The sequence below is a fragment of the Lysobacter sp. MMG2 genome (assembly GCF_016735495.2).
GTDB lineage: Bacteria > Pseudomonadota > Gammaproteobacteria > Xanthomonadales > Xanthomonadaceae > Lysobacter_J.
In genome coordinates, this window is record NZ_JAERQY020000001.1 from 541,596 (window position 1) to 566,115 (window position 24,520).

Here is a 24,520-nt window from a genome sequence, read left to right on the forward strand (position 1 = left end):
GGCTCAGGCGCGTTCCAGCGCGTCCGCCAGTCGCTCCACACCGATCACTTCCATCTCGCCCACGCGACCGCTCCTGGGCGCGTTCGACTTGGGCACGATGGCGCGCTTGAAGCCGTGCGTGGCGGCTTCCTTCAGGCGTTCCTCCCCGTTGGGAACAGGCCGGATCTCTCCCGACAGACCGACTTCGCCGAACGCCACCGTCTGTTCGGCCAACGGCCGATCGCGCAACGAAGACAGCACCGCCAACAGCACGGGAAGATCCGCCGCCGTTTCCTGCACGCGGATGCCGCCGACCACATTCACGAACACGTCCTGGTCGCCCACGCCGATGCCGCCGTGGCGATGCAGCACCGCCAGCAGCATCGCCAGGCGGTTGCCCTCCATGCCGACCGCGACGCGGCGCGGGTTCGACAGCGGCGAGGCATCGACCAGCGCCTGCACTTCCACCAGCAACGGGCGCGTGCCTTCGCGCGTGACCATCACGCAGCTGCCCGGCTGCGGGCGTTCGCTGCCGGAGAGGAAGATCGCCGACGGGTTGGGCACTTCGCGCAGGCCCTTCTCGCCCATCGCGAACACGCCCAGTTCGTTGACCGCGCCGAAGCGGTTCTTGAACGCACGCAGCACGCGGAAGCGACTGCCGCTTTCGCCTTCGAAATACAGCACGGCGTCGACCATGTGCTCGAGCACGCGCGGGCCGGCGATCCCGCCCTCCTTGGTAACGTGACCGACCAGGAACACGGCGGTGCCGGTTTCCTTGGCATAGCGCACCAGGCGCGCGGCGCTTTCGCGCACCTGGCTCACCGAGCCGGGCGCGGCGCTGAGTTCCTCCGTCCACAGCGTCTGCACGGAGTCGGCGACGATCAGGCCCGGCTTCATCTTCGCGGCGTGTTCGAGCACGCGTTCCACGCCGGTTTCCGCCAGTGCGTGCACGCCGTCCACCGGCACGCCCAGGCGCGAGGCGCGACCGGCCACCTGCGCCAGCGATTCCTCGCCAGTGACGTACAGGCCCGGCAGCGTTCCGGCCATCTTGCTGATCGCCTGCAACAGCAGCGTCGATTTGCCGATGCCCGGGTCGCCACCCACCAGCACCACCGAACCGTGCACCAGGCCACCGCCGAGCACGCGGTCGAACTCGCCGATGCCGGTGCTGACACGGTCTTCTTCGCTGTGGCGAACGTCCTTGAGCGCAGTGACGGCCGGCGCGTCGGCCTTGCCGGCCCAGCTGCCACGCCGGCTCGCGGCGACGCTCGCGCCCGCCTTGGCGGCGGGCTCCACGACGAACTCGCTCAGCGTGTTCCAGGCGCCGCACTCACCGCACTGGCCCTGCCACTTGTTGTGGTCGGCGCCGCACTCCGAGCAGACGTACGCGGTGCGGGATTTGCTGCTGAGGGACTTCGCGGGTTTGGACATGAACGGCGGCGTGGCGAACGGATTGCCCGCACTCTACCCGGCCCGCGTCGCGGAAAGCGAGACGCGGGCGATGCGCGCTCAGGCGGCGTGGCGCAGGTGGAACTCGGGATAGAACGCGCTCAGTTCGCCTTCCGGCAGACCCAGCAGGCCGCCCACGTCGCCCTGCGGGACGATGCTGTAACCGCGCGCATCGATGTCCTTGGCGATGCCCTGCCAATCCAGACGCGGGGCGGCGCTTTCGCTGTCGACGGTCCAGCCGAAGCGGACCTCGCCCAGCACCGCCATTTCCTCATCGGGAAGCGGCGCGCCGCACGGCGCCACCACGAAACCTTCTTCCTGCCCCACCACGAAGACGTCCATTCGCATGCTCAACACCCTGTCATGCCCCTTCCGAAAAACTGGCGGCATGGTGGCGATCGCCGCGCTAAAAATCGGTGAACGCGAGATTGCGATGAGATGAAACGTTCAGGCGCGCGGGGTCGTGATAGAAGATTCATGCACGATGTGCTTGAGCACGAGGCGCGTGCGAGTCATTGCACGGCCAGTCAGCCGGAGGCGCTGCGCGTTCGCTTCGGTGCCGCCTTGCGTGCGGGCTTTGCCGTCTTCTTCGCGGCGCGCGTGGCGGAGGACTTGCGCGCGGCCTTCTTCGGCGCCTTCGCCGCGGCGCTGCGCGCGCCGCGCGGGGCGTCGGCGTGCGAGGGTGGCAAACGCTTGCGCGGGCGCTTGGCGGTGAGGTCGACGATGCGGTTCTCGCCCATCACCTCTTCCTTCTTCGTCACCCGCGCGATGAGGAAGCTGACCGCCTTGCCGATCCAGGTGCCCGGGCCGTCCCAGTATTCGACCGAATGAACGTCCACCTCCAGCAGCGTGAGGTTGGGATCGTTCCGGCCCTTGGGGAAGAACGCCTTCATCGCATCGTTCCACAGGGCATCGATGACGGTCTGCTCGCGGTTCACGCTCGCGGTACCGGTCATGGAGATGTAGACGTTCTTGCTCTTGGACGCGTAGGCGAGGTTCACCTTGGGATGGCGGCGGATCTCGGCGACCTTCGGGCTGTCGGCCTGGGTGAAGAACCACACGCGCCGTCCGTCGAACTGCGCATGCTGCGTGGACAACGGCCGACTCATGAGGAAGCCGCCCTTGCCCGTCGTCGTCAGCATGGCGATGTCGATCTTCTTCAGCAGCGCGCCGATGCGCTTCACGTTCTCGTCGATACCGGCCATCGCTCCACTCCTCGGGGAAAGCCGTGACTGTTTCACCGAAGGTGCCGCGCACGCGTGAAGGGCGCATTCTTTACGCGCTCACGACGGGCCAAAAAAGAAGCCCCGCCGAAGCGGGGCTCAAAATAACGAAAACTGGTGCCGGAAATAGGAATCGAACCTACGACCTACGCATTACGAATGCGCCGCTCTACCAACTGAGCTATTCCGGCGGGTGTCTTTGCGGGATTCCGGCCTGGCCGCTCGGGCCGGGCGGCGGAGATTTCCGCGAGCCCGGAATTCTAGGCGCCCGCCCGTTCCCGGTCAATCGGCGCCACCGCCCCGGTCAATCGACCAGTTGCAGACGCAGCTCCTTGGGCAGCGCGAAGACCATGTCCTCCGGCTCGCCGTCGAGTTCGGACACATGCGCCGCGCCCAGTTCGCGCAGGCGGTCGATCACGCCGCGCACCAGCACCTCCGGCGCGGACGCGCCGGCGGTGACGCCGATGCGCTGGCGGCCGGTGACCCAGGACGGGTTGATCTCGATCGCGCCGTCGATCAGGTAGGCCTCCACGCCTTCGCGCTCGGCCAGCTCGCGCAGGCGGTTGGAGTTGGAGCTGTTGACCGAACCGACCACCAGCACCAGGTCGCAGCGCGCGGCCAGTTCGCGCACGGCGTCCTGGCGGTTCTGCGTGGCGTAGCAGATGTCGTCGTTCTTCGGGCCTTGCAGGGCCGGGAACTTGGCGCGCAGCGCCTCGATCACGCCACGGGTGTCGTCGACCGAGAGCGTGGTCTGGGTCGTATAGGCGACATTCTCGGGCTGGTCGATCTCCAGCGCGGCGACGTCGTCGTTGTCCTCGACCAGGTAAATGCGGCCGGAACCCGCCTCGCGACGCCACTGGCCCATCGTGCCCTCGACTTCGGGGTGGCCCTCGTGGCCGATCAGGACGACATCGCGACCGGCGCGGCAGTGACGCGCCACTTCCAGATGCACCTTCGTCACCAGCGGACAGGTCGCGTCGAACACCTTCAGGCCGCGACGCTCGGCTTCTTCGCGCACGGCCTTGGCCACGCCGTGGGCGCTGAAGATCACCGTGGCGTTGTCCGGCACCTCGTCGAGCTCCTCGACGAAGATCGCGCCACGGTGCTTGAGGTCGTCCACGACGAAGCGGTTGTGCACCACTTCGTGGCGCACGTAGATGGGCGCGCCGAGCGTCTCGATGGCGCGCTTGACGATCTCGATGGCGCGGTCGACGCCGGCGCAGAAACCGCGGGGATTGGCGAGCAGGACGTCCATGGCGGCAGTTTACCGGGCCGGGCCGGCGGCCGGCGCCGGTTTCGTGAACAGGCCGAACAGCGCGATGCCGATGGCGCCGGCCACGATCGCCGCGTCGGCCAGGTTGAACGAAGGCCAGTAGTAATCGCGCCAGTGCCACTGGATGAAGTCCACGACGTGGCCGTGCATCAGCCGGTCGATCACGTTACCCAGGGCGCCGCCGATCACCAGCGCATACGGCAGCGCGCTCTTCCAGTCGCGCCGCGGCGTGCGGCTCAGCCACCAGCCCAGCAGGCCGCTGATGGCCACGGCCAGCACGACGAAGAAGTACTTCTGCCAGCCGCCGGCATCGCTGAGGAAGCTGAATGCCGCACCGGTGTTGTAGGTGCGGTACCAGTTCCAGACGCCCTCGATCACCGGGACCGCGGTGTATTCCGGCAACGAGTTCAGCACCCACAGCTTGGTCAGCTGGTCGAGCACAATCACCAGGACGGAGACCGCCAGCCAGGGCAACGCATTGGGACGCACCGGAGCCATCAGAACCACTCCCGGTTCTCGCCGGCACCGGCGACGTTGACGACGCAACGTCCGCACAGTTCCGGATGCGCGGCATCGCCGCCGACGTCCGCCCGGTACTGCCAGCAGCGCACGCACTTGGTTTTGGTGGTCGGCGTGGCGAGGACGGCGATGTCCTTGATGCCGTCGTCGGCGATCACCTCGACATCGCCGCTGATGAACAGGAAGCGCAGTTCATCGGCGAACGGTGCCAGCCAGTTTTGGTCGGCGACACCGGCCTTGAGGCTGATTTCGGCTTCCAGCGCCGCGCCGATGTCGCCGGCGGCGCGCATCGGTTCCAGCGTCTTGCTGACTTCCTCGCGCAGCGCGAGCAGACGTTCGAAATCATCCGCGGCCAGCGGCGCGTCCTCGGGGAGCAGCGCCAGGCCGTCGTACCAGGTGGCGAACAGGACGTTCTCCTCACGCGGGCCGTGCTCGGTCTGCGTCGGCAGGTGGCGCCACATCTCGTCGGCGGTGAAGGCCAGGATCGGCGCGATCCAGCGCACGAACGCCTCGGCGATGCGGTACATCGCGCTCTGCGCCGAACGACGGCCGCGCGAGTCTTCCTGCATCGTGTAGAGACGATCCTTCGTGACGTCCAGATACAGCGAGCCCAGGTCGACCGAGCAGAAGTTCGACAGTGCCTGCACGATCTCGGCGAAGTCGTAGCGCTCGTACGCGCTGGCGATGCGGTCCTGCAACTCGGCGGCGCGGTGCACGATCCAGCGGTCCAGCGCGACCATGTCTTCCAGCGGACGCAGGTGCGTCTTCGGCTCGAAGCCGTTGAGGTTCGCCAGCAGGAAGCGCGCGGTGTTGCGGATGCGGCGGTAGACGTCGGAGTTGCGCTTGAGGATGTTGTCCGACACCGACATCTCGTTGCGGTAGTCGGTGGAGGCGATCCACAGGCGCAGCACGTCGGCGCCCATCGCGTTGATGACCTTCTGCGGCTCGACCGTGTTGCCGACCGACTTGGACATCTTCTTGCCCTGCTCGTCCACGGCGAAGCCGTGCGTCAGCACCTGGCGGTACGGCGCGACACCGTCCATCGCCACGCCGGTGAGCAGCGCGCTGTGGAACCAGCCGCGATGCTGATCGGAGCCTTCCAGGTACAGATCGGCCGGCTTGTACAGGCCATCGAGCGGACGCTGCGCAAGCACGCATTCGTGGCTGACGCCGGAGTCGAACCAGACGTCGAGGATGTCGGTGACCTTCTCGTATTGCGCGGCTTCATCGCCGAGCAGTTCTTCGGCGGTCATCGCGTACCAGGCATCGGCGCCGGCCTGTTCGACCTTCGTGGCGACCTGGCGCATCAACTCCGGCGAACGCGGGTGGATCTCGCCCGTTTCGCGATGGAAGAACAGCGCGATCGGCACGCCCCAGTAGCGCTGGCGCGAGATCGTCCAGTCCGGGCGGCCTTCGATCATGTTGTAGATGCGCGCCTCGCCCCACTCCGGAACCCAGGCGACCTTGCCGATCTCGCCCAGCGCATCGCGGCGCAAGCCGGCCTGCTCCATCGAGATGAACCACTGCGGCGTCGCGCGGAACACCACTGGCGTCTTGTGGCGCCAGCAGTGCGGGTAGCTGTGCTTGATCGTGTGGAAGGCGAGCAGGTGCCCGCTGGCGCGAACCACGTCGACCAGCATCGGGTTCGCCTTCCAGATATGCACGCCGGCCAGCACGATGCCGTCCGCCGGCGGCGTCGACGGCAGGTACGCGCCGCGTCCGTCGACCGGATTGATCTGCCCGGCGCTGTAGCGATCGGTCAGGCCGTACTTCAGGCCGACCGCGTAGTCCTCCTGGCCGTGGCCCGGCGCGGTGTGGACCATGCCGGTGCCGTCCTCGGCCGACACGTGGTCGCCGACCAGCACCGGGATGTCGCGCTCGGCATAGAACGGATGCTCGAGCACCACGCCCTCCAGCGCGCTGCCCAGCGCGCGGCCGAGCACGACGACCTCGTCGACGCCGTAACGCGCCAGCGCCTTGCCGGCCAGCGCTTCGGCCAGCACCAGCACACGGCGGCTGCCGTCGGCCGTGCGCGGGCCTTCGACCAGCACGTAGTCCAGTTCCGGGCCGACGCTGATCGCCAGGCTCGCCGGCAGCGTCCACGGCGTCGTCGTCCAGATCGGCATCGCCACGCGCACGCCGTCATCGACCGCCGCGCCGAACAGGCGCGCCAGCGCGTGCGGGTCGCGCGCGTCGTAGGCGACATCGATCGCCGGGGATTCCTTGTCGGCGTATTCGATCTCCGCCTCGGCCAGCGCCGAACCGCAATCGAAGCACCAGTGCACCGGCTTGGCGCCGCGCACCAGGTGGCCGCGCTCCACGATCTTCGCCAGCGACCGCATGATGTCGGCCTCGTAGCGGAAATCCATCGTGCGGTACGGGTTGTCCCAGTCGCCGACCACGCCCAAGCGCTTGAAATCGCGGCGCTGCAGGTCGATCTGCTCGGCGGCGTATTCGCGGCACTTCTGCCGGAACGCGGCGGCGTCGAGTTTCTCGCCGACCTTGCCGAACTTCTTCTCGACCTGGTGCTCGATCGGCAAGCCGTGGCAATCCCAACCCGGCACGTACGGCGCGTCGAAGCCGGCGAGCAGCTTGGACTTCACCACGATGTCCTTGAGCACCTTGTTGACCGCGTGGCCGATGTGGATCGCGCCATTGGCGTATGGCGGTCCGTCGTGCAGCACGAAGCTGCGCTCGCGCGTGCCGACCTTCTCGCGGATTCGCGCGTACAGGCCCTCGTCTTCCCAGCGTGCGAGCGTTTCCGGCTCGCGCTTGGGCAGGTCGCCGCGCATCGGGAACTCCGTCGCGGGCAGGTTCAGGGTGGCTTTGTACTGGTTCGGGTCTTGGCTCACGGGAACCTATCGCTGTGCTGCTGTCTGGGGGGACTCCGCACTCGTTCGTGCGGGCTCGTGTGCGGCGGCGGAACTGGCGGGAACGCCGAGGATCGCGCGCGCCTGCACGGCGTCACGGTGCATCTGCGCGGTCAATGACGGCAGATCGGAGAACTTCAGTTCGTCGCGCAATTTGGCGACGAACTCGACCTCGATGCGGCGGCCGTAGAGGTCGCCGTCGAAATCGAACAGATGGGCTTCCAGCAGCGGCTCTACGCCGTCCACCGTCGGCCGCGTGCCCAGGCTGGACACCGATGCATGAGGATGTTCGCCCACGCCGTGCACCCAGGTCGCGTAGATGCCCGACAAAGCAGGCGTGCGACCGCCGAAGCGCAGGTTGGCCGTGGGAAAGCCGAGCGTACGGCCGAGCTGCTTGCCCGGCACGACGTGGCCGCCGATCGCGTACGGCCGGCCGAGGAAGCGCGCGGCCGTGGCGAAATCGCCCGCGCGCAGCGCCTCGCGGATACGCGTGGCGGAGACGCGTTCGCCATCGAGCAGAACGGGTTCGATCTCGCCCGCGGCGAAGCCGTGCTCCTGCCCCATCGCGCGCAGCAGCGCGATGTCGCCTGCGCGCGCCTTGCCGAAGCGGAACTCCGGGCCGACCCACACTTCACGCGCGGACAGACGATGCACGAGCACCGCGCGCACGAACTCCTCGGCAGTGAGGCTGCTCAGGCGCCGATCGAAACGCAGCAGGCCGAGCTGGTCCACGCCCATGGCACCGGCGCTCGTCGAAAGCAGACGCTCGGCCTTGGCACGCGGCAGCATCAGGCGCGGCGGTGGGTCGTTGGGTGCGAAGAACTCACGCGGCAGTGGTTCGAAACTCAGCACCACGCACGGCACGCCGAGCGCGCGCGCACGATCCCGCGCGTGGCGCACCAGCGCCTGGTGGCCCAGGTGCAGGCCGTCGAATGCGCCGATGCAGACCACACTGCCGTGCGGGCACCGGGGCCCGCCCTCGACGTCTCGAAACAGCCTGCTCATTGCCCTGAAGTATAGCCGCGAAGGCCCGTCTCCAAGGCTCGCCGTATGGTTCCTGCCCGACATGGTCCGTCAGTGCTCGCGAAGATCGCGCGGGCGGAACCCGAGCGCCAGCAGCGCCAGCACATAGACCAGGCCACCGCCGCAGACCAACACCGCCAGGTACCCCACCCGCGCCAGCTTGCCGATGACGGTGAAATCCGGCGCCCAGATCAGGCCAGCCCACAACGCCGCCGCCATCGCCGCGCATGCGACGAGCAACCGCATCGTGTAGCGCATCCAGCCGGGCTGACGCTGGTACACACCGGCCTTGCGCAGCCAGTGCCACAGCAGCGCGAGGTTGAGGTAGCTCGCCGCGGCGCTGGCGAAGCCCAGCGCGAGGTGCAAGCCGGGCGTCTGCTCCAGCGCGACCATCACGCCGCGCGCGCGCACTTCCGGCGTCGTCCACAGCAGGTACAGCACCCACAGGAAGACGACATTGAGCACCATGTTGGCGATCAGCGACGCCACGCCCGCACGCACCGGCGTGCGCGTGTCCTGGCGCGAATAGAACGCCGGCAGCACGATCTTCACCAGCGCGAAGGCCGGCAGACCGAAGCTCAGGCCGAACACCGACATCGCCGCCATGCGCGTGTCGAACGCGGTGAACTTGCCGCCCTGGAACAGCGTCGCCACCAGCGGCTCGGCCAAGAACATCAGGCCCAGCATCGCCGGCATCGAGATCAGCAGCGTAGTGCGCAGGCCCCAGTCGAGCGCCTTCGAAAAACCCTCTGCGTCGGTCTTGACGTGGTGCCGCGACAACGCCGGCAGGATCACCGTGCCCAGCGCCACGCCGAAGACGCCCAGCGGCAGCTCGAGGAAGCGATCGGCCTGCGACAGCCAGGTCTGCGAACCGACGAACAGCAGCGACGCGATGACGGTGTCGAGCAACAGGTTGATCTGCGCCACCGAGGAACCGAACAGCGTCGGCACCATCAGGCGCATCACCTTGCGCACGTCCGGGTGGCTCCAGCCCCACTTCGGCAGCGTCAACAGATTGAGCTTGCGCAGCGCCGGCAACTGGAACACCAGCTGCGCGATGCCGCCCGCCAGCACCGCCCAGCCCAGCGCCAGGATCGGCACCTCCAGGTGGGGGGCCAGCCACAACGCGCCGGCGATCATGAACAGATTGAGGATCACCGGCGTAAAGGCCGGCAGCCCGAACCGGTGGAAGCTGTTGAGCGCGCCGCCGGACAGCGCCGTCAGCGACACGAACAGGATGAAGGGGAACGTCAGCCGCAGCAGGTCGACCGTGAGGCCGAACTTGGCCGGATCGTCGAGCGCACCCGGGCTGAAGATCGCCGCGATCTGCGGGGTGAAGATCAGGCCCAGCGCGGTCAGGACCAGCAACATGCCGCCCAGCGTGCCGGACACCCGCGCCACCAGTTCGCGCAGGTCCTGCGGGCGGGTTTCCTTGATCTCCGTGAAAACGGGCACGAACGCCGTCGAAAACGAGCCCTCCGCGAACAGGCGCCGCATGAAGTTCGGAATACGGAACGCCACCCAGAACGCGTCCGTGCCGGCATTGGCACCGAAGGCGTGGTTGATGGCGATGTCGCGGACCAGGCCCAGGACCCGTGACACCATGGTCATGCTGCTGAAGGAGAGCAGCCCCCTGATCATTCTCGGCGCGGTCACGCGCATTCTCCCTGTACGTTGTCCCACGCCTTATGGTTGACGCAACCCACTGAATCCTCCATACTTTCTGGTCTGATTGTCCCCAGACCCACTTTCACTTACCAGTTTCCAGGAATTCGCCGTGGCTAACATCAAGTCCGCCAAGAAGCGCGCCAAGCAGACCGTGGTCCGCAATGCCCGCAACGCCAGCCAGCGTTCGATGCTGCGTACCGCCGTCAAGAAGGTGCTCAAGGCCCTGGGCGAGAACGACGCCGCCGGCGCCGAAGCCGCCTTCGTCGTCGCGCAGCCGATCCTCGATCGCTTCAGCTCGCGTGGCCTGATCCACAAGAACAAGGCTGCCCGCCACAAGGCTCGCCTGAACGCCCGCATCAAGGCCCTCAAGGCCGCCTGATACGGCGTCACGGGGACGGGAGCCCACGGCAAGGCGCCTCGCGGCGCCCTCGCCTGCCGACAGGCTCCGGGCGGCAACGCTCCAGGCAGCAAACAAAAACCCGGCCGATGCCGGGTTTTTTGTTGCCTGCGCGACGGCCTCAGGGGACTGCATCATGGTCCTCGCCCGCGCGCTGGGCTTCCAGCGCGTCTTCGCGCTGGCGGTCGAAGAAGGCCATCACGTCGAGCATGATCGGCCAGGTGCCTTCGCGGCTGATGGCCGACACCATGTACCAGCGATCCTTCCAGCCCAGCTCGTCGATGACGGCCTGCGCCGCAGCCTTCTGCTCTTCTTCCAGCAGCAGGTCGGCCTTGTTGAGCACGAGCCAGCGCGGCTTGTCGAGCAGTTCGGGATCGTGCTTTTCCAGCTCGCGCTCGATCGCACGCACCTGCTCGGCCGGGCTCACGCCCTCCACGCCACCCTCCATCGGGGCGATGTCGACCAGGTGCAGCAGCAAGCGGGTGCGCTGCAGATGCTTGAGGAACTGCGTGCCCAGGCCCGCGCCATCGGCCGCACCTTCGATCAGCCCCGGGATGTCGGCGATGACGAAGCTGCGATGCGCCTCGACGCTGACGACACCAAGGTTCGGATAGAGCGTGGTGAACGGATAGTCGGCCACCTTCGGCGTCGCCGCCGAAACGGCGCGGATCAGCGTGCTCTTGCCGGCGTTCGGAAAACCCAGCAGGCCCACGTCCGCAAGCAGCTTGAGTTCGAGCTTGAGCGCGCGCTCTTCGCCCGGCAGGCCCGGCAGCGCCTTGCGCGGCGAGCGGTTCACCGAGCTCTTGAAATGCATGTTGCCCAGGCCGCCCTTGCCCCCCTTGGCGACCAGCAGGCGCTCACCGTGACGGGTGAGATCACCGATGACCTCGTCGGTTTCGACATTGGTGATCACGGTGCCGACCGGCACGGTGATGACGAGATCGTCGCCGGCCTTGCCGTACATCTGCCGACCCATGCCGTTCTCGCCGCGCTTGGCGCGGAACTGGCGCTGGTGGCGGAAGTCGACGAGCGTGTTGAGGTTTTCGTCGGCCAGCAGCCACACGCTGCCGCCATCGCCGCCGTCACCGCCGTCGGGGCCACCGAGCGGAATGAACTTCTCGCGACGGAAACCAACGCAGCCGTTGCCGCCGTTGCCTGCGCTGACCTGGATTTCGGCTTCGTCGACGAGTTTCATGGGGCTGGGATTCGCGATTCGGGATTGGGGATTCGATAAAGCAGGAGCAGCGGGGATTCTAGCGATGCATCGAGACGGGGCGTTCTAGCGAATCCCGAATCTCAAATCACGAATCCCATCGCTTGAAACGAAAAGCCCCGCCGAAGCGGGGCCCCTCGCGCACTGCGTGTCGACGATTACTCGGCGACGACGCTGACGGTGCGGCGCTTCTTCGGGCCCTTGGTCGAGAACTCGACCTTGCCGTCGACCAGCGCGAACAGGGTGTGGTCGCGGCCGAGACCGACGCCGGAACCCGCGTGGAACTGGGTGCCGCGCTGGCGGACGATGATGTTGCCGGCCTCGATGGCCTGGCCGCCGTACATCTTCACGCCGAGGTACTTCGGGTTGGAGTCGCGGCCGTTACGGGTGGAACCTACGCCCTTTTTGTGTGCCATGGCTGCTTCTCCTCTTAGCCGGCGATGCCGGTGATTTCGATTTCGGTGTAATGCTGACGGTGGCCCATCTGCTTGCGATGGTGCTTGCGGCGACGGAACTTCACGATGCGCACCTTGTCGGCGCGGCCGTGGCCGATGACCTTGGCGGAGACGGTGGCGCCCTTGAGCGCGTCGCCGACCTTCACGCCATCGCTGCCGCCCAGCATCAGGACGTTGTCCAGCTTGATCTCGCTGCCGACTTCGACATCGAGCAGCTCGACGCGCAGGGTTTCGCCCTGCATCACGCGGTATTGCTTACCGCCGGTGACTACAACTGCGTACATGACCAGATTCCTCTGTAGTTATTTTGGTCGCTGTCGCACCCAGAACCGGGCGGACAGAAGCGGAATTCTAGGGCTTTCAGCGGGTTGGAGCAAGTCTGCCCGGGTCCGATCGGATCGGGCCGGGCGCTTTGGACCGACTCCCGGGGAGACGCCCCTCGCCGTCTTCCGGCTCGGAACCGCGACCCTCGGCACACTTTGCCCCGCATTCAGCAATGTATTGATTCTAAAGGATTAACCGCTCCTCTTGCGCGGCTCCGATGGTTCCACTACGGTCGGCCGACGTGGACGGCTACAGGGCGTCGTCCACGTCCCAGCCAACTGGATTGGCCTGCGCCCGCGCGCGGGTCGGGGAGCGGTCGCTGTGTTCGAGTCAGCCCTGATGTCGCAGGAAGCGCGTCTTCCCGTCCGCTCGGACGAGACTTTTTCCCGGGCCACACCGTGCCCCACCACCCTCGTCCTGAGCCGGCGCGTCACGCACGCGGCCGTCGCCTCATTTCGCCTTTTCGATCCACGTGCTCGCGCACGGCGTCCGGATGACGCCGCACGTGCGCACGCCCCCAGTCGCGCGATGGCACCTGCCCGTCGCGGACGCGCACCCGGCGCCGCTCAGGGGGAGGCACCGGGCGTTCCTGCAGCAGCCAACAACAAAGGACGTTGTCATGACTCGCAAAGCACGCACCCTGAAGTGGACCGCTCTCGCCGTCGCCACCGCAATCCTCGTCGCGCCCGCGGCCTACTCGGGCGGAAAGCTCCCCGTCGCCAACAAGGTCAAGGTTTCCACCCTCTCCCCGCAGGCCGCCAAGGCCGCCAAGAAACAGCCGCAGCAGTTCGATCGCTTCATCATCACCTACCGCTCCGACGCCAAGCGGCTTAGCGCCGCTGCGTCGAACCAGCAGCTCGCCAGCGCCGCGCAGAACCTCGGCCTGGGCATCGCGCCGCTGCGCACGCTGGCGACGGGCAGCTCGCTGATCCGCACCGACCGCAAGCTCGACAGCGCCGCGACCAAGGCGCTGATGATCGAACTGATGAAGGACCCGGCCGTGCTCGCGGTCGAACCCGATCGCCTGCGCAAGCCGCTGATGGTGCCCAACGATCCGCTGTACGCGCAGCAGTGGCACTACAAGAACGGCCCGGGCGGCATCAACGCCGAACCGGCGTGGGACATCGCGACGGGCGATGGCGTCGTGGTCGCCGTGCTCGACACCGGCAGCACGCCGCATTCGGAGTTGAACGGCCAGTACGTGGCCGGCTACGACTTCATCATCGACACCGAAGTCAGCGTGGACGGCGACGGCCGCGACGCGGACCCGAACGATCCGGGCGACTGGCACGACGGCGAGTGCAACATCTTCGGCATCCCCGAGGACAGCAGCTGGCACGGCACGCACGTGGCAGGCACCGTCGCTGCGGCGACCAACAACAACGCGGGCGTGGCCGGCGTGGCGTTCGGCGCGAAGGTGCAGCCCGTGCGCGTGCTGGGCAAGTGCGGCGGTTACGAGTCCGACATCATCGACGCGGTGACGTGGGCGTCCGGCGGCACCGTGGCGGGCGTGCCGGCGAACGCGACGCCGGCGGAAGTCATCAACCTCAGCCTCGGCGGCAGCGGCGCGTGCAGCGTGGCCGAACAGGCGGCGTATACCGCGGCGAAGGGCCGTGGCACGACGGTCGTCGTCTCCGCGGGCAACTCTTCCGCCGACGCAGCGGGCTTCTCGCCCGCAAGCTGCAACGACGTCATCACCGTGTCTTCGGTCGGTCCGACCGGCGCACTGTCGGGCTTCTCCAACTACGGCAACGTGGTCGACGTCGCGGCGCCCGGCGGTTCGGGCGTCGCACCGGCGGCGGACAACATCCTGTCGACGCTGAACTTGGGCCTGCAGGGCCAGGAAGGTGAAGGCTACGCCTGGTACGCGGGCACCTCGATGTCGGCACCGCACGTCTCGGGCACGATCGCGTTGATGCAGTCCGCGGCCGCCACGCCGAAGACGCCGGACCAGATCAAGAAGATCCTGGAGAACACCGCCTACGCATCCGGCGGCTTCCCCAGCGGCTGCAGCTACAACAAGTACTGCGGCGCCGGCATCATCGACGCGCGCTACGCCGTGGCCGTGGCCAAGGGCACCGAGCCGCTGCCGCCGGACGTCCCGCCGCCGCCGGCGCCGCCGCCGGCCATTCCGCTCAGCAACGGCGTCACCGTCACCGGCATCACCGTGCTGGCCGGCGACACCATCCGCTATGAGCTGCTGGTGCCCAACGGCGCATCCAACCTGCTGTTCGCCATGTACGGCGGCACGGGCGATGCGGACCTGTACGTGCGTCGCGGCGCCGAGCCGACGACCACCGCGTACGACTGCCGTCCGTTCAGCGCCGGCAACGCCGAGAACTGCTTCTTCCCGGCCCCGCAGGGCGGCAAGTGGTACGTGTGGGTTCGCGGTTTCAGCAACGCCTCGGGCGTGTCGCTGTATCCGAGCTTCGTCGATGCCAACTGGCCGCGTTCGGTGGAAGCCGAAGCCATCCAGCTGGCCAACCACCGCACCCAGGTCACGCTGGACTGGACGCACGGCAAGAAGAACATCGACATTTACCGCAACGGCGCCATCCTCAAGACCGTGAAGAACAAGGGCACCGCCACCGATACGTTCCGCATCATCGGCAGCGGCACCATGAGCTACAAGCTCTGCAACAACGGTACGCAGGAATGCGCGGATCCGGTGGAGATCGAGTACGCCTCGCACAAGTGATCCGGCCGTCAGCGGATTGAAGGTGCAGCAAACGGGAGGAGCCCGGTACGCCGGGCCCTTCCTCCCCACGATTCCGGCCCGGCGTCCGGGCCGTTCCCCCAATCGCCGGCAATCGCCGATGGAGCGCCCATGAATCCAGTCCGTTCGATTTGGTCCGTCGCACTCGTCGCCGTCATCGCGACGACCGCGGCCTGCAACCGCGACACCCCGACTTCGCAGACGGCACCGCAGGCGGCCACCCCCGCGCCTGTCGCCCAGTTCGACGCGACCCTCAACCTGGTGAACAACAACGGCACGGTGCGCTATGACGGCACCGTCGACACCGACGCCACCCGGCAGGCCATCGAGGCCGCGCTGAAGCTCGCCTACGGCGGCAGCGTGTCGGGCGAATTGAAGGTTGACCCCGGCGCCCGGCGCGCCCCCTGGCAGGAGGCCTTGCCGAAATTCCTCGACGCCTTCACCCAGCCCGGCGCGGCGGTGTCGTTCGAAGGCCGGCGCATCGAACTCCACGGCCACGCCAGCGAGGCCGACCGCAAGGCCCTGCTCGCCCGCGCCGAACTGCTCTACCCCGGCTACGCCTACACCGGGCTCTTCCAGGGCGTGGGCGAAGGCGCGCCCGTGGACGGCGCGAGCGCCGTGCTCGCTCAGGTGAAGCCGGGCACGTCCGGCGGCGCGCTGGTGAAGGCGCTGAACGAAGCGGTCACGCAGACGCCTATCCGCTTCGAGCCCGGCAGCGCGCGCGTGGCGCCCGACAGCCTGGCCCTGCTGAGCAAGGCCGCACAGGTGATCCAGGCCTCCGGCGACGGCACGCGCCTGCAGATCACCGGCCCGTCAGGCGACGATCCCTCGCTTGCGCAGCAGCGGGCGGAGGCCATCAAGGTCCAGCTGATCGTCAACGGCGTGAGCCCGGCGGCGCTGGAAACGACCACACAGGCCGGCACCGGCGACGCGACGTCGTTCCGCCTGCTCTGACGCCTCGCGGTTTCGTTCATGAAGGTCGGGGACGCGCAATGCGTCCCCGAAGTCGCCGTGGAACATCCCGGCGACGGCTCCACGCCGGGCTTTGGTTCCAGCCATTTGCCCCCATCTTCGCCTGTCGATACGCTCCTCTGTTCGCCCTCGCGCTCCGCGGTGGCGACCCTCCCCATACAGGCAACCGATGGCGCTGGATTACATCCGCATCCGCGGCGCGCGGACGCACAACCTCAAGAACATCGACCTCGACCTGCCTCGCGACAAGCTGATCGTGATCACGGGCCTGTCGGGCTCGGGCAAGTCGTCGCTGGCCTTCGACACCATCTACGCCGAAGGACAGCGCCGCTACGTCGAGTCGCTGTCGGCGTACGCGCGGCAGTTCCTCTCCGTGATGGAGAAGCCGGACGTCGACCACATCGAGGGCCTGTCGCCGGCGATCTCGATCGAGCAGAAGTCGACCTCGCACAACCCGCGATCGACCGTAGGCACGATCACCGAGATCTACGACTACCTGCGCCTGCTCTACGCACGCGTCGGCACGCCGCGCTGCCCGGACCACGGTTATCCGCTGGAAGCGCAGACGGTCAGCCAGATGGTCGACCAGGTCGTCGCGCTGGGCGCCACCGAGGCCGGCCGCGAGCAGCGCTACATGCTGCTGGCGCCGGTAATCCGCGAGCGCAAGGGCGAACACGCGCAGGTGTTCGAACAGCTGCGCGCGCAGGGCTACGTGCGCGTGCGCGTGGACGGCGTGCTGCACGAGATCGACGCCGTGCCGCCGCTGGCGCTGCGCGTGAAGCACACGATCGAAGCGGTCGTGGATCGCTTCAAGCCGCGCGAGGACATCAAGCAGCGCCTGGCCGAGTCCTTCGAGACCGCTCTCAAGCTCGGCGACGGCATGGCCCAGGTCATGTCGCTGGACGATGCCGATGCCGCGCCGCTGTTGTTCTCGTCCAAGTACAGCTGCCCGGTGTGCGATTACTCGCTGCCGGAGCTGGAACCGCGCCTGTTCTCGTTCAACTCGCCGGTCGGCGCCTGCCCCACTTGCGACGGCCTGGGCGTGGCGCAGTTCTTCGATCCGGGGCGCGTCGTCGTGCACCCTGAGCTCTCGCTCTCCGCCGGCGCGGTGCGCGGCTGGGATCGACGCAACGCGTACTACTTCCAGCTGATCCAGTCGCTGGCCAAACACTACAAGTTCGACGTGGACGCACCGTGGCAGTCGCTGCCGGCGAAGGTGCGCGACGCGGTGCTGTTCGGCAGCGGCGAGGAACTGATCACCTTCACCTACCTCACCGAAGCCGGCGGGCGCAGCCAGCGCAAGCACCGCTTCGAAGGCATCGTGCCGAACCTCGAGCGCCGCTACCGCGAAACCGAATCGGCCGCAGTGCGCGAAGAGCTGGCCAAGTACATCAGCGAACGCGCGTGCACCGACTGCGGCGGCGCGCGCCTGAACCGTGCCGCGCGCAACGTGTTCGTCGCCGAACGTCCGCTGCCCGACATCGTGGTGATGCCGGTCGACGAGGCGCTGGCGTTCTTCAAGGCGCTCAACCTGCCCGGCTGGCGCGGCGAGATCGCGATCAAGATCGTCAAGGAAATCTCCGACCGCCTGCGCTTCCTCGTGGACGTGGGCCTGGATTACCTCACGCTGGAACGCAAGGCCGACTCGCTCTCCGGCGGCGAAGCGCAGCGCATCCGGCTGGCCTCGCAGATCGGCGCGGGCCTGGTCGGCGTGATGTACGTGCTCGACGAGCCGTCCATCGGCCTGCACCAGCGCGACAACGAGCGCCTGCTGGGCACGCTCACGCGCCTGCGCGATCTGGGCAACACCGTCATCGTCGTCGAACACGACGAAGATGCGATCCGTCTGGCCGACCACGTGGTCGACATCGGCCCCGGCGCGGGCGTGCACGGCGGCGAAGTCATCGCGCACGGCACGTTCGAGGACCTGCTCAAGGCGCCGCGTTCGCTCACCGGCCAGTACCTCAGCGGCAAGCGCCGCATCGAGATCCCGACCAAGCGCCACAAGCCGGATGCGAAGACCACCTTCCACCTGCGCGGCGCCACCGGCAACAACCTCAAGGACGTGGACCTGGCGATTCCGTCGGGGCTGTTCACGGCCGTCACCGGCGTGTCGGGCTCAGGCAAGTCGACGCTGATCAACGACACCTTGTTCGCGATCACGGCCAATGAACTCAACGGCGCTTCGCACACGCCGGCGCCGCATCGCGATTACGAGAACATCGAATTGTGGGACAAGGTCGTCGACATCGACCAGTCGCCGATCGGCCGCACGCCGCGCTCCAATCCCGCCACCTACACCGGCCTGTTCACGCCGCTGCGCGAGTTGTACGCGCAGGTGCCGGAAGCGCGTTCGCGCGGCTATTCGCCGGGCCGTTTCAGCTTCAACGTGCGCGGCGGCCGCTGCGAAGCCTGCCAGGGCGACGGCCTGATCAAGGTCGAGATGCACTTCCTCCCAGACGTGTACGTGCCGTGCGATGTCTGCGGTGGCAAGCGCTACAACCGCGAGACGCTGGAGATCCTCTACAAGGGTTACAACATCAACGACGTGCTGGAGATGACCGTCGAGGATGCGTTGAGCCTCTTCGAGAACATCCCGGCCATCTCGCGCAAGCTGGAAACGCTGATGGACGTGGGCCTGAGCTATATCAAACTGGGCCAGAGCGCGACCACGCTGTCCGGCGGTGAGGCGCAGCGCGTGAAGCTGTCCAAGGAACTCTCGCGCCGCGACACCGGGCGCACGCTGTACATCCTGGACGAGCCGACGACGGGCCTGCACTTCCACGACATCGAGCACCTGCTCGCCGTGCTGCATCGCCTGCGCGACGACGGCAACACGGTGGTGGTGATCGAGCACAACCTGGACGTCATCAAGACCGCGGACTGGGTCATCGACCTGGGCCCGGAAGGCGGCCATCGCGGCGGCACCATCCTGGCCTGCGGAACGCCGGAGGACATCGCAGCGCTGCCGCATTCGCACACCGGCCGGTTCCTCGCACCGCTGCTGGGCACGAAGGTCGAGGCGCCGTCACGCAAGGGCAAGGCCGCCTCGAAGGACGCAGGCAAGGCGACCGCGAAGGCGCCCGGCAAGTCGAACACCACGAAGAAGAAGTCCGCCGCATGAGCGACCCCGCAGCACCCAAGGCGCGCAAGACGCCGACCCGCCGCCGCAAGCCGGCGGCGAAGAAGGCCAACGACACTGCGGCTGTCGCTGCATCCGCGCCGAGCGAAAGCGCGCAAGCCACCCAGCAGGAATCGCAGGCGCCCGTCGCGCTGATCCGCGTGCCGCTCTCGGTGCGCTGGCGCGATCTGGACGCGTTCAACCACGTCAACAATTCGAAGTACCTCAGCTTCCTCGAAGAAGCGCGACTCCGCTGGATGCTGAGCGTCCCCGGCCAGGGCCTGGACGACCACGTCGCACCCGTCGTCGCCGCAGCCAACCTCAACTACCGTCGCCCGATCGAGTGGCCGGCCGAGGTGGACATCGAACTCTTCGTCGAACGTCTGGGCAGCACCAGCCTCACCATCGGCCATCGCATCCTCGATGCGAAGGACGAGACGGTGCTGTACTGCGACGGCAACGTGGTGATGGTGTGGATCGACCGCAACACGGGGCGTGCTGCGCAGTTGCCGGAAGCCGTGCGGACGGCCTGCTCCTGAGGCGGCACATCGTCGCCTCGGGGCCATTGCCGTCATCCCAGCGAAAGCCGGGATCCATTTCGATTTAGAACTCGTTTGAATATGGATTCCAGCTTTCCCTGGAAAGACGAGTCCACGCGATCCCCGACGACCGGGACCATAGCGCGCTAACCAAGCTCACAAACGAAAAGAGCGACGTCACGCGTCGCTCTTCTTCTTTGCGTGGACCGCGCCGCTTACTCGCCGGCCTTCTTCACCACGAACTCGCCCAGCACCTTGCCGCCATTCTTCGTCTTGAATTCGATGGCGACCTTGCTGCCCGCCTTCAGCGTCGCGCCCGGCTCCATCAGCATCAGGTGAAGCCCGCCGGGCTTGAACACCGCCGCCTGACCCGGTGCGATGCGCAGCTCAGGAACCGCACGCATGCGGCTGACGCCGTCGACCACGCGCGTCTCGTGCAGTTCGACCGAACCGAACGCCGCACTGCTGGCACCGGTGATCGTCACCGGCTTCGTGCACGGATTCTCGATGCGGGCGAAACCGGCCATCATCGGCATCGCGGCGGGCGGCATGCGCACCCAGCCTTCGCTGATTTTAGGCATGCATTCGGTGGCGGAAACGGCGGACGAGGCCGCCAGCAGGAGGGCCATCAACCCCAGTCGGATGCGCGACGTGTTCATGCGCCTATGATACCGAAGTCCCGTCAGGCCCCGAGGAGCCGCCATGAGCCTTGTCGAAACCCACTCCGCCGACGGCATCGTCGAAATCAAACTCGCGCGCGCGCCGGTCAATGCGCTCAATCCCGCCCTCTGCAACGATCTGACCGCCGCGCTGGCCGCGGCCGTCGACGGCGGCGCTCAGGGCATCGTGCTCGGCGGCGGCGCGAAGGTGTTTTCCGCCGGCCTCGACGTGCCGCACCTGCTTTCGCTGGGCGATGATCGCGACGCATTGCTGGCTGCGTGGGAGGCCTTCTTCGATGCCGCGCGCGCGATCGCCGAATGCCCGGTGCCGGTGGTCGCGGCCATCGGCGGCCATGCGCCCGCCGGCGGCTGCGTGCTGGCGCTGTGCTGCGACTATCGCGTGATGGCACGCAGCGAAGATCCGGCCAAGCCCTTCCGCATCGGCCTCAACGAAACGCAGGTCGGGCTGGTGGTGCCCGTCGGCATCCTGCGTCTGATGCAGCGCGTGGTGGGCACCTATCGCGCCGAACGCCTGGTCGTCGCGGGCGATATGGTGGAGGCCGAGCGCGCCGAGCGCATCGGCCTGGTCGACGAACTCGTCCCGGTCGATCAGGTCAACGCACGTGCGCGCGAATGGCTGGTGCAGCTGCTCAAACTGCCGCAACCGGTGATGCGCCAGACCCGCGCGATCGCACGCGCGGATCTCGTCGCGGCGATGCAGCCGGAACAGATCCAGCTGCCGAAGTTCATCGCGGCCTGGAGCGATCCCGCCACGCAGGCCGCGCTGCATGCGCTGGTGTCCCGGCTCGGCAAGTAGCGCGCCGGGCCTCGCGACTCACAGCATCCAGATTTCCACACGTTCATTGCGATAGCGCGCCGCCGCCGTGCCCGGGGCGGTCAGTGGCACCTGCGCGCCGACACCGCGCGCGTGCAGCACCGTGACGCCGCGCGCCATGAGTTCGTGCGCGACGAGATCGGCGCGGTCGTTGCTCATCATCGTCGCGGCCACCGAGCTGCCGCCAGCGGTATCGGCGAAACCCAGCACCAGCAGGCGACGGCCGCGATTCACCGGCAGCTGCATGAAGGCCACGACGCGTTCGATGTCGCGCACGGCGCGGCTGTCGTACACGCTGCTGGCGACACCGCTGTCGTTGTTGCCGGTGAGGTTGAAGCGCAGGCTCAGCGGCAGGCGCGTGGCCTGCGCGACGAGATCGCGATAATCCTTCGGCCCGACGAGCGTCGGCGGCGCATAGCCCGGTCGCAACGTCACGGCGAAGTGGCCTGCGCGCGTCACCGCGTCCTGGCCGCGCTGGCCCATCGTGTAGAGCGCGAAGCTGCGGCTGAGCGCGCCCATCATCTGGCCGCCGTACAGATAGAAGCGGCGCGACAACGGGTAGTCCTCGCTCTGCACGGACAGGCGCGTCGGCGCGACCGCGCGGCCGCCGTCGGACAACGCGAGCGGACGCACGTTGGCGCCCCACGGCTGGCGCAAGGTGACGAAGCCGATGCCCGTCGGATCCTGCGCGATCGCACGCACCAATGCGTCGCCGTCGGCGTGCAGCTGCGCGGGCGCGTACGCCGCGCCCTGCATCACGCGTTCGTCGACCAGATCACGCGCGGAGTTGGCACCCGCGACGCTGTGCAGGTGGATCGCGCCACGACCGCCAACGTCGCGCCAGTCGTGCACCTGTCCGGACAGCACGCGACGCAGCTGGGCGAAGCCGAGTTTGGCGATGGGATTGTCGCGATGGACGACGACGGCGACACCGTCGAGCGCCAGCGCGAACTCCTGATCGTGCGAGGCCAGATCGCCGAGCTGCCAGCCGGCGTCGAGTTCGGCCGCGTCGGGACGGCGCGTCATCATCGCGATGTGCGCGTTGCCATCGACGACGTCCTGGAACCCCTGCGCCGAACTGCTCGCCTCAATCTCCACGATCAACGGCAGACCGTCGCGCTGGGCATGGATTTCGGTGAGGTTCGGCCGCGGCTGCGTGCGCCGGATGCCGTCATAGCCGATGTCGCGCAACCACGACTCCGCCACGGCCGGAACCAGCCGCGCCGCCATCGTCTGCGAACCGTGGATGCGGACGCGCTCGGCGTCCACCTGTGCGTGCGCGACAGCGCTCGCTCCCAACAACGTTACCGCCAACCACCAACCTGCGACGCGTGACATGGCGCACGCCCCCTGCGTGAAATCGCGCAAGGATCGTGGGCTTGGATGACGCTCAGGTTACGGTGGCGCCGTTTTGCGTGACAGCCGTGCGAGCCGGCCGAAGCGGCACATCATTCGCCGCGCGCGATGGGCCGCTGCGGATCGTCGATCCAGCCACTCCAGGAACCGGTGAACAACCGTGCATCGTTCACGCCGGCATGTTCCAGCGCGAGCAGCAGGTGGCAGGCGGTGACGCCCGAGCCACACATGGCGACGACCTCGCCGCTGTCACGTCCCTGCAACAGGCTCTGGAATTCGTGCGCCAGTTCATCGGCGGGACGGAAGCGCCCGTCCTGCATCGACTGCGCATACGGGCGGTTGCGCGCGCCGGGCACATGACCGGCGACGCGGTCGATCGGTTCGACATCGCCACGGAAACGCTCTGCGGCGCGCGCATCGAGCAGCAGGCCGCCGGAGGCGACGTGCGCCTGCACCTGGCGCGCATCGAGCAGGCGTTGCTCGTCGAACGTGGCCGGGTACGGCGGTGCGGGCGTCGCCACCGGCACGCGCGATTCCAGCGGCAGCCCCAGCGCCTGCCAGTGCTGCAGGCCGCCGTCGAGCACCGCCACGCGCTCATGCCCGAGCGTGCGCAGCATGAACCACAGCCGCGCGGCCGCGAGCGCACCGTCGGCGGCGTCGTACACGACGACCTGATGCGCGGGCGTCACGCCCCAGCGGCCGAGTGCCGCGGTGAAATCCGCGGCGTCCGGCCACGGATGGCGCCCCGCGTGCGGCTTGCGATGATCGGACAGCTCGCGATCCAGATGCGCATAGAACGCGCCGGGAATGTGCGCGGCGCGCCAGGCCGCTTCGCCCGCTTCGGGTTCGGCGAGGCTGTGGCGCGTATCGAAGACGATCAGGTCTTCGCGCCCCAGCGCGGCGGCCAGGTCTTGCGCGGACACCAGCGTGCGCCACGTCGTCTTCATCTCGCTCATCGGATCGCCTCCAGGCGCTGGCGCAGGTTGAACAGCATCGAGGCCGTCGCGCCCCAGATGCGTTGCGCCGGATATCGGTACTCGAACACCTGGCGCGGACGGCCGCGGAAGTCGAGCGTGTGCGTGGCCAGGTTGGCCGGATCGAGCAGGAACGCGAGCGGCACTTCGAACACGTCGGCCACTTCGTTCGGATCGGGATGGGCGACGTAGTCGCTCGCCAGCACCGCGACCACGGGCTGCACGCGATAGCCGGTGATGGTCGCCAGCGGATCGAGGAAGCCCAGCGGATGGATCTGCGGCGCGACCAGGCCGATTTCCTCGCGCGTTTCGCGCAGCGCGGCGGCGACGGCGTCGGCATCGTCGTGTTCGATGCGCCCGCCGGGAAAGCTCACCTGCCCCGCATGTTGACGCAGCGCATCGGTGCGGCGCGTGAGCAGCACCTGCGTGCCCTGCTCGCGCGGGACCAGGCCGACGAGCACGGCGGCTTCCACGCTCGTCGCGTCATCGGATGCCAGATCGTGCAGCTCCGCCAGATTCCAGCCCGGACCGGGCGGCGGTGCGGACAGCGGATACAGCGCGGCGGCGAGGCCGGGCCAGTCGGGCAGCTCGAACGCGGCGTCCGGCCGGGTCACCGGCGGCGCGACTCGCGCTCGGGCAGCACGGATTCCATCATGCGCAGGCGCTCGTCGTCGTTCATCTGCGACCAGCGCGCGATCTCCGCGCCGGTGCGATGGCAGCCGTTGCAGAGGCCGTCGTCGTCGAGCGAGCAGATGCCGATGCAGGGACTGAGCACGGCACGGAAAAGAGTATTCATGGAGCGACTACCGTAAAGCGCGCTTGCATGGGATTCAACCTGCGACGTCCGTGTTGCCTGCGATGCGTATCGCAGAAAAGCGTCGAGCCGGCGGGGCCGGCTCGACGGTGGTGTTGCTTCAGGCGTTGTGGGCCTGGATCACGGCTTTCGCCGTAACGA

At 67.9% G+C, this 24,520-nt stretch carries 19 protein-coding genes, 1 tRNA gene and 2 pseudogenes; 6 read left to right on the top strand and 16 right to left on the bottom strand.

Annotated elements, in window-relative coordinates:
* Window positions 1–3: 3 nt before the first annotated feature.
* From radA to murJ, 9 genes and pseudogenes are all read right to left on the bottom strand, one after another.
* On the bottom strand, window positions 4–1,410 hold the full coding sequence (gene radA, locus JI752_RS02360) for a DNA repair protein RadA (RefSeq protein ID WP_216958638.1): 1,407 nt from the start codon (window positions 1,408–1,410) through the stop codon (window positions 4–6).
* Between the two features lie 78 nt (window positions 1,411–1,488).
* Complete coding sequence (locus tag JI752_RS02365; protein WP_216958640.1) at window positions 1,489–1,776, bottom strand: hypothetical protein; 288 nt, start codon at window positions 1,774–1,776, stop codon at window positions 1,489–1,491.
* A 365-nt stretch (window positions 1,777–2,141) separates the two neighbouring features.
* Window positions 2,142–2,633 (bottom strand): annotated as a pseudogene (locus JI752_RS02370) (pyridoxamine 5'-phosphate oxidase family protein); the annotation flags it as partial.
* A gap of 133 nt (window positions 2,634–2,766) precedes the next feature.
* Window positions 2,767–2,842: transfer RNA gene (locus tag JI752_RS02375), tRNA-Thr, on the bottom strand.
* Between the two features lie 113 nt (window positions 2,843–2,955).
* Entirely contained in the window at window positions 2,956–3,906 is a 951-nt protein-coding gene (gene ispH / locus JI752_RS02380; RefSeq protein WP_216958645.1) for a 4-hydroxy-3-methylbut-2-enyl diphosphate reductase, read from the bottom strand.
* A 9-nt stretch (window positions 3,907–3,915) separates the two neighbouring features.
* Window positions 3,916–4,422, bottom strand: coding sequence for a signal peptidase II (gene lspA / locus JI752_RS02385; RefSeq protein ID WP_216958647.1), 507 nt, complete (start codon window positions 4,420–4,422; stop codon window positions 3,916–3,918).
* Window positions 4,422–7,295: an isoleucine--tRNA ligase gene (ileS, locus tag JI752_RS02390; RefSeq protein WP_216958650.1), complete on the bottom strand. Its 2,874-nt coding sequence runs from the start codon at window positions 7,293–7,295 to the stop codon at window positions 4,422–4,424. Before ileS ends, lspA begins: the two co-directional genes overlap by 1 nt.
* Before the next feature lie 6 nt (window positions 7,296–7,301).
* Entirely contained in the window at window positions 7,302–8,318 is a 1,017-nt protein-coding gene (locus tag JI752_RS02395) for a bifunctional riboflavin kinase/FAD synthetase (RefSeq protein WP_216958653.1), read from the bottom strand.
* Between the two features lie 69 nt (window positions 8,319–8,387).
* Window positions 8,388–9,977, bottom strand: a complete 1,590-nt coding sequence (gene murJ, locus JI752_RS02400) for a murein biosynthesis integral membrane protein MurJ (protein WP_216961741.1) — start codon at window positions 9,975–9,977, stop codon at window positions 8,388–8,390.
* Between the two features lie 136 nt (window positions 9,978–10,113).
* On the opposite strand from murJ, the gene rpsT reads away from it, so the two are divergent.
* A complete protein-coding gene (rpsT, locus tag JI752_RS02405; RefSeq protein WP_216958655.1) occupies window positions 10,114–10,383 on the top strand; it encodes a 30S ribosomal protein S20 in 270 nt (89 codons plus the stop codon).
* Between the two features lie 139 nt (window positions 10,384–10,522).
* Here rpsT and obgE read toward each other — a convergent pair whose 3' ends face one another.
* The 3 genes from obgE to rplU form a co-directional block, all read right to left on the bottom strand.
* Window positions 10,523–11,596: a GTPase ObgE gene (gene obgE, locus JI752_RS02410; protein ID WP_216958658.1), complete on the bottom strand. Its 1,074-nt coding sequence runs from the start codon at window positions 11,594–11,596 to the stop codon at window positions 10,523–10,525.
* A 176-nt stretch (window positions 11,597–11,772) separates the two neighbouring features.
* Window positions 11,773–12,030, bottom strand: coding sequence for a 50S ribosomal protein L27 (gene rpmA, locus JI752_RS02415; protein ID WP_216958661.1), 258 nt, complete (start codon window positions 12,028–12,030; stop codon window positions 11,773–11,775).
* Between the two features lie 14 nt (window positions 12,031–12,044).
* Window positions 12,045–12,353 carry a 50S ribosomal protein L21 gene (rplU, locus tag JI752_RS02420; RefSeq protein WP_137833398.1) on the bottom strand — a complete coding sequence of 103 codons (309 nt, stop codon included), beginning with the start codon at window positions 12,351–12,353 and terminating at the stop codon, window positions 12,045–12,047.
* 659 nt (window positions 12,354–13,012) lie between these two features.
* On the opposite strand from rplU, the gene JI752_RS02425 reads away from it, so the two are divergent.
* From JI752_RS02425 to JI752_RS02440, 4 genes are all read left to right on the top strand, one after another.
* Window positions 13,013–15,091, top strand: a complete 2,079-nt coding sequence (locus tag JI752_RS02425) for a S8 family peptidase (RefSeq protein WP_216958664.1) — start codon at window positions 13,013–13,015, stop codon at window positions 15,089–15,091.
* 129 nt (window positions 15,092–15,220) lie between these two features.
* A complete protein-coding gene (locus tag JI752_RS02430; RefSeq protein ID WP_216958666.1) occupies window positions 15,221–16,063 on the top strand; it encodes a hypothetical protein in 843 nt (280 codons plus the stop codon).
* A gap of 187 nt (window positions 16,064–16,250) precedes the next feature.
* Window positions 16,251–19,205, top strand: coding sequence for an excinuclease ABC subunit UvrA (gene uvrA / locus JI752_RS02435; RefSeq protein ID WP_216958669.1), 2,955 nt, complete (start codon window positions 16,251–16,253; stop codon window positions 19,203–19,205).
* A 149-nt stretch (window positions 19,206–19,354) separates the two neighbouring features.
* A complete protein-coding gene (locus tag JI752_RS02440; RefSeq protein ID WP_254200310.1) occupies window positions 19,355–19,741 on the top strand; it encodes a thioesterase family protein in 387 nt (128 codons plus the stop codon).
* A 215-nt stretch (window positions 19,742–19,956) separates the two neighbouring features.
* On the opposite strand, the gene JI752_RS02445 is transcribed toward JI752_RS02440, so the two are convergent.
* A complete protein-coding gene (locus JI752_RS02445; RefSeq protein WP_216958675.1) occupies window positions 19,957–20,400 on the bottom strand; it encodes a copper chaperone PCu(A)C in 444 nt (147 codons plus the stop codon).
* Window positions 20,401–20,443: 43 nt separating this feature from the next.
* Between JI752_RS02445 and JI752_RS02450 the strand changes: the two genes are divergently transcribed.
* Complete coding sequence (locus JI752_RS02450; protein WP_216958677.1) at window positions 20,444–21,217, top strand: enoyl-CoA hydratase/isomerase family protein; 774 nt, start codon at window positions 20,444–20,446, stop codon at window positions 21,215–21,217.
* Between the two features lie 18 nt (window positions 21,218–21,235).
* Here JI752_RS02450 and JI752_RS02455 read toward each other — a convergent pair whose 3' ends face one another.
* The 3 genes and pseudogenes from JI752_RS02455 to JI752_RS02465 form a co-directional block, all read right to left on the bottom strand.
* Entirely contained in the window at window positions 21,236–22,573 is a 1,338-nt protein-coding gene (locus JI752_RS02455; RefSeq protein WP_216958679.1) for a substrate-binding domain-containing protein, read from the bottom strand.
* A 110-nt stretch (window positions 22,574–22,683) separates the two neighbouring features.
* Window positions 22,684–23,547 carry a sulfurtransferase gene (locus JI752_RS02460; protein WP_216958681.1) on the bottom strand — a complete coding sequence of 288 codons (864 nt, stop codon included), beginning with the start codon at window positions 23,545–23,547 and terminating at the stop codon, window positions 22,684–22,686.
* Window positions 23,544–24,361 (bottom strand): annotated as a pseudogene (locus JI752_RS02465) (CoA pyrophosphatase). The gene JI752_RS02460 and the pseudogene JI752_RS02465 overlap by 4 nt, the downstream one beginning before the upstream one ends.
* Between the last annotated feature and the right edge of the window lie 159 nt (window positions 24,362–24,520).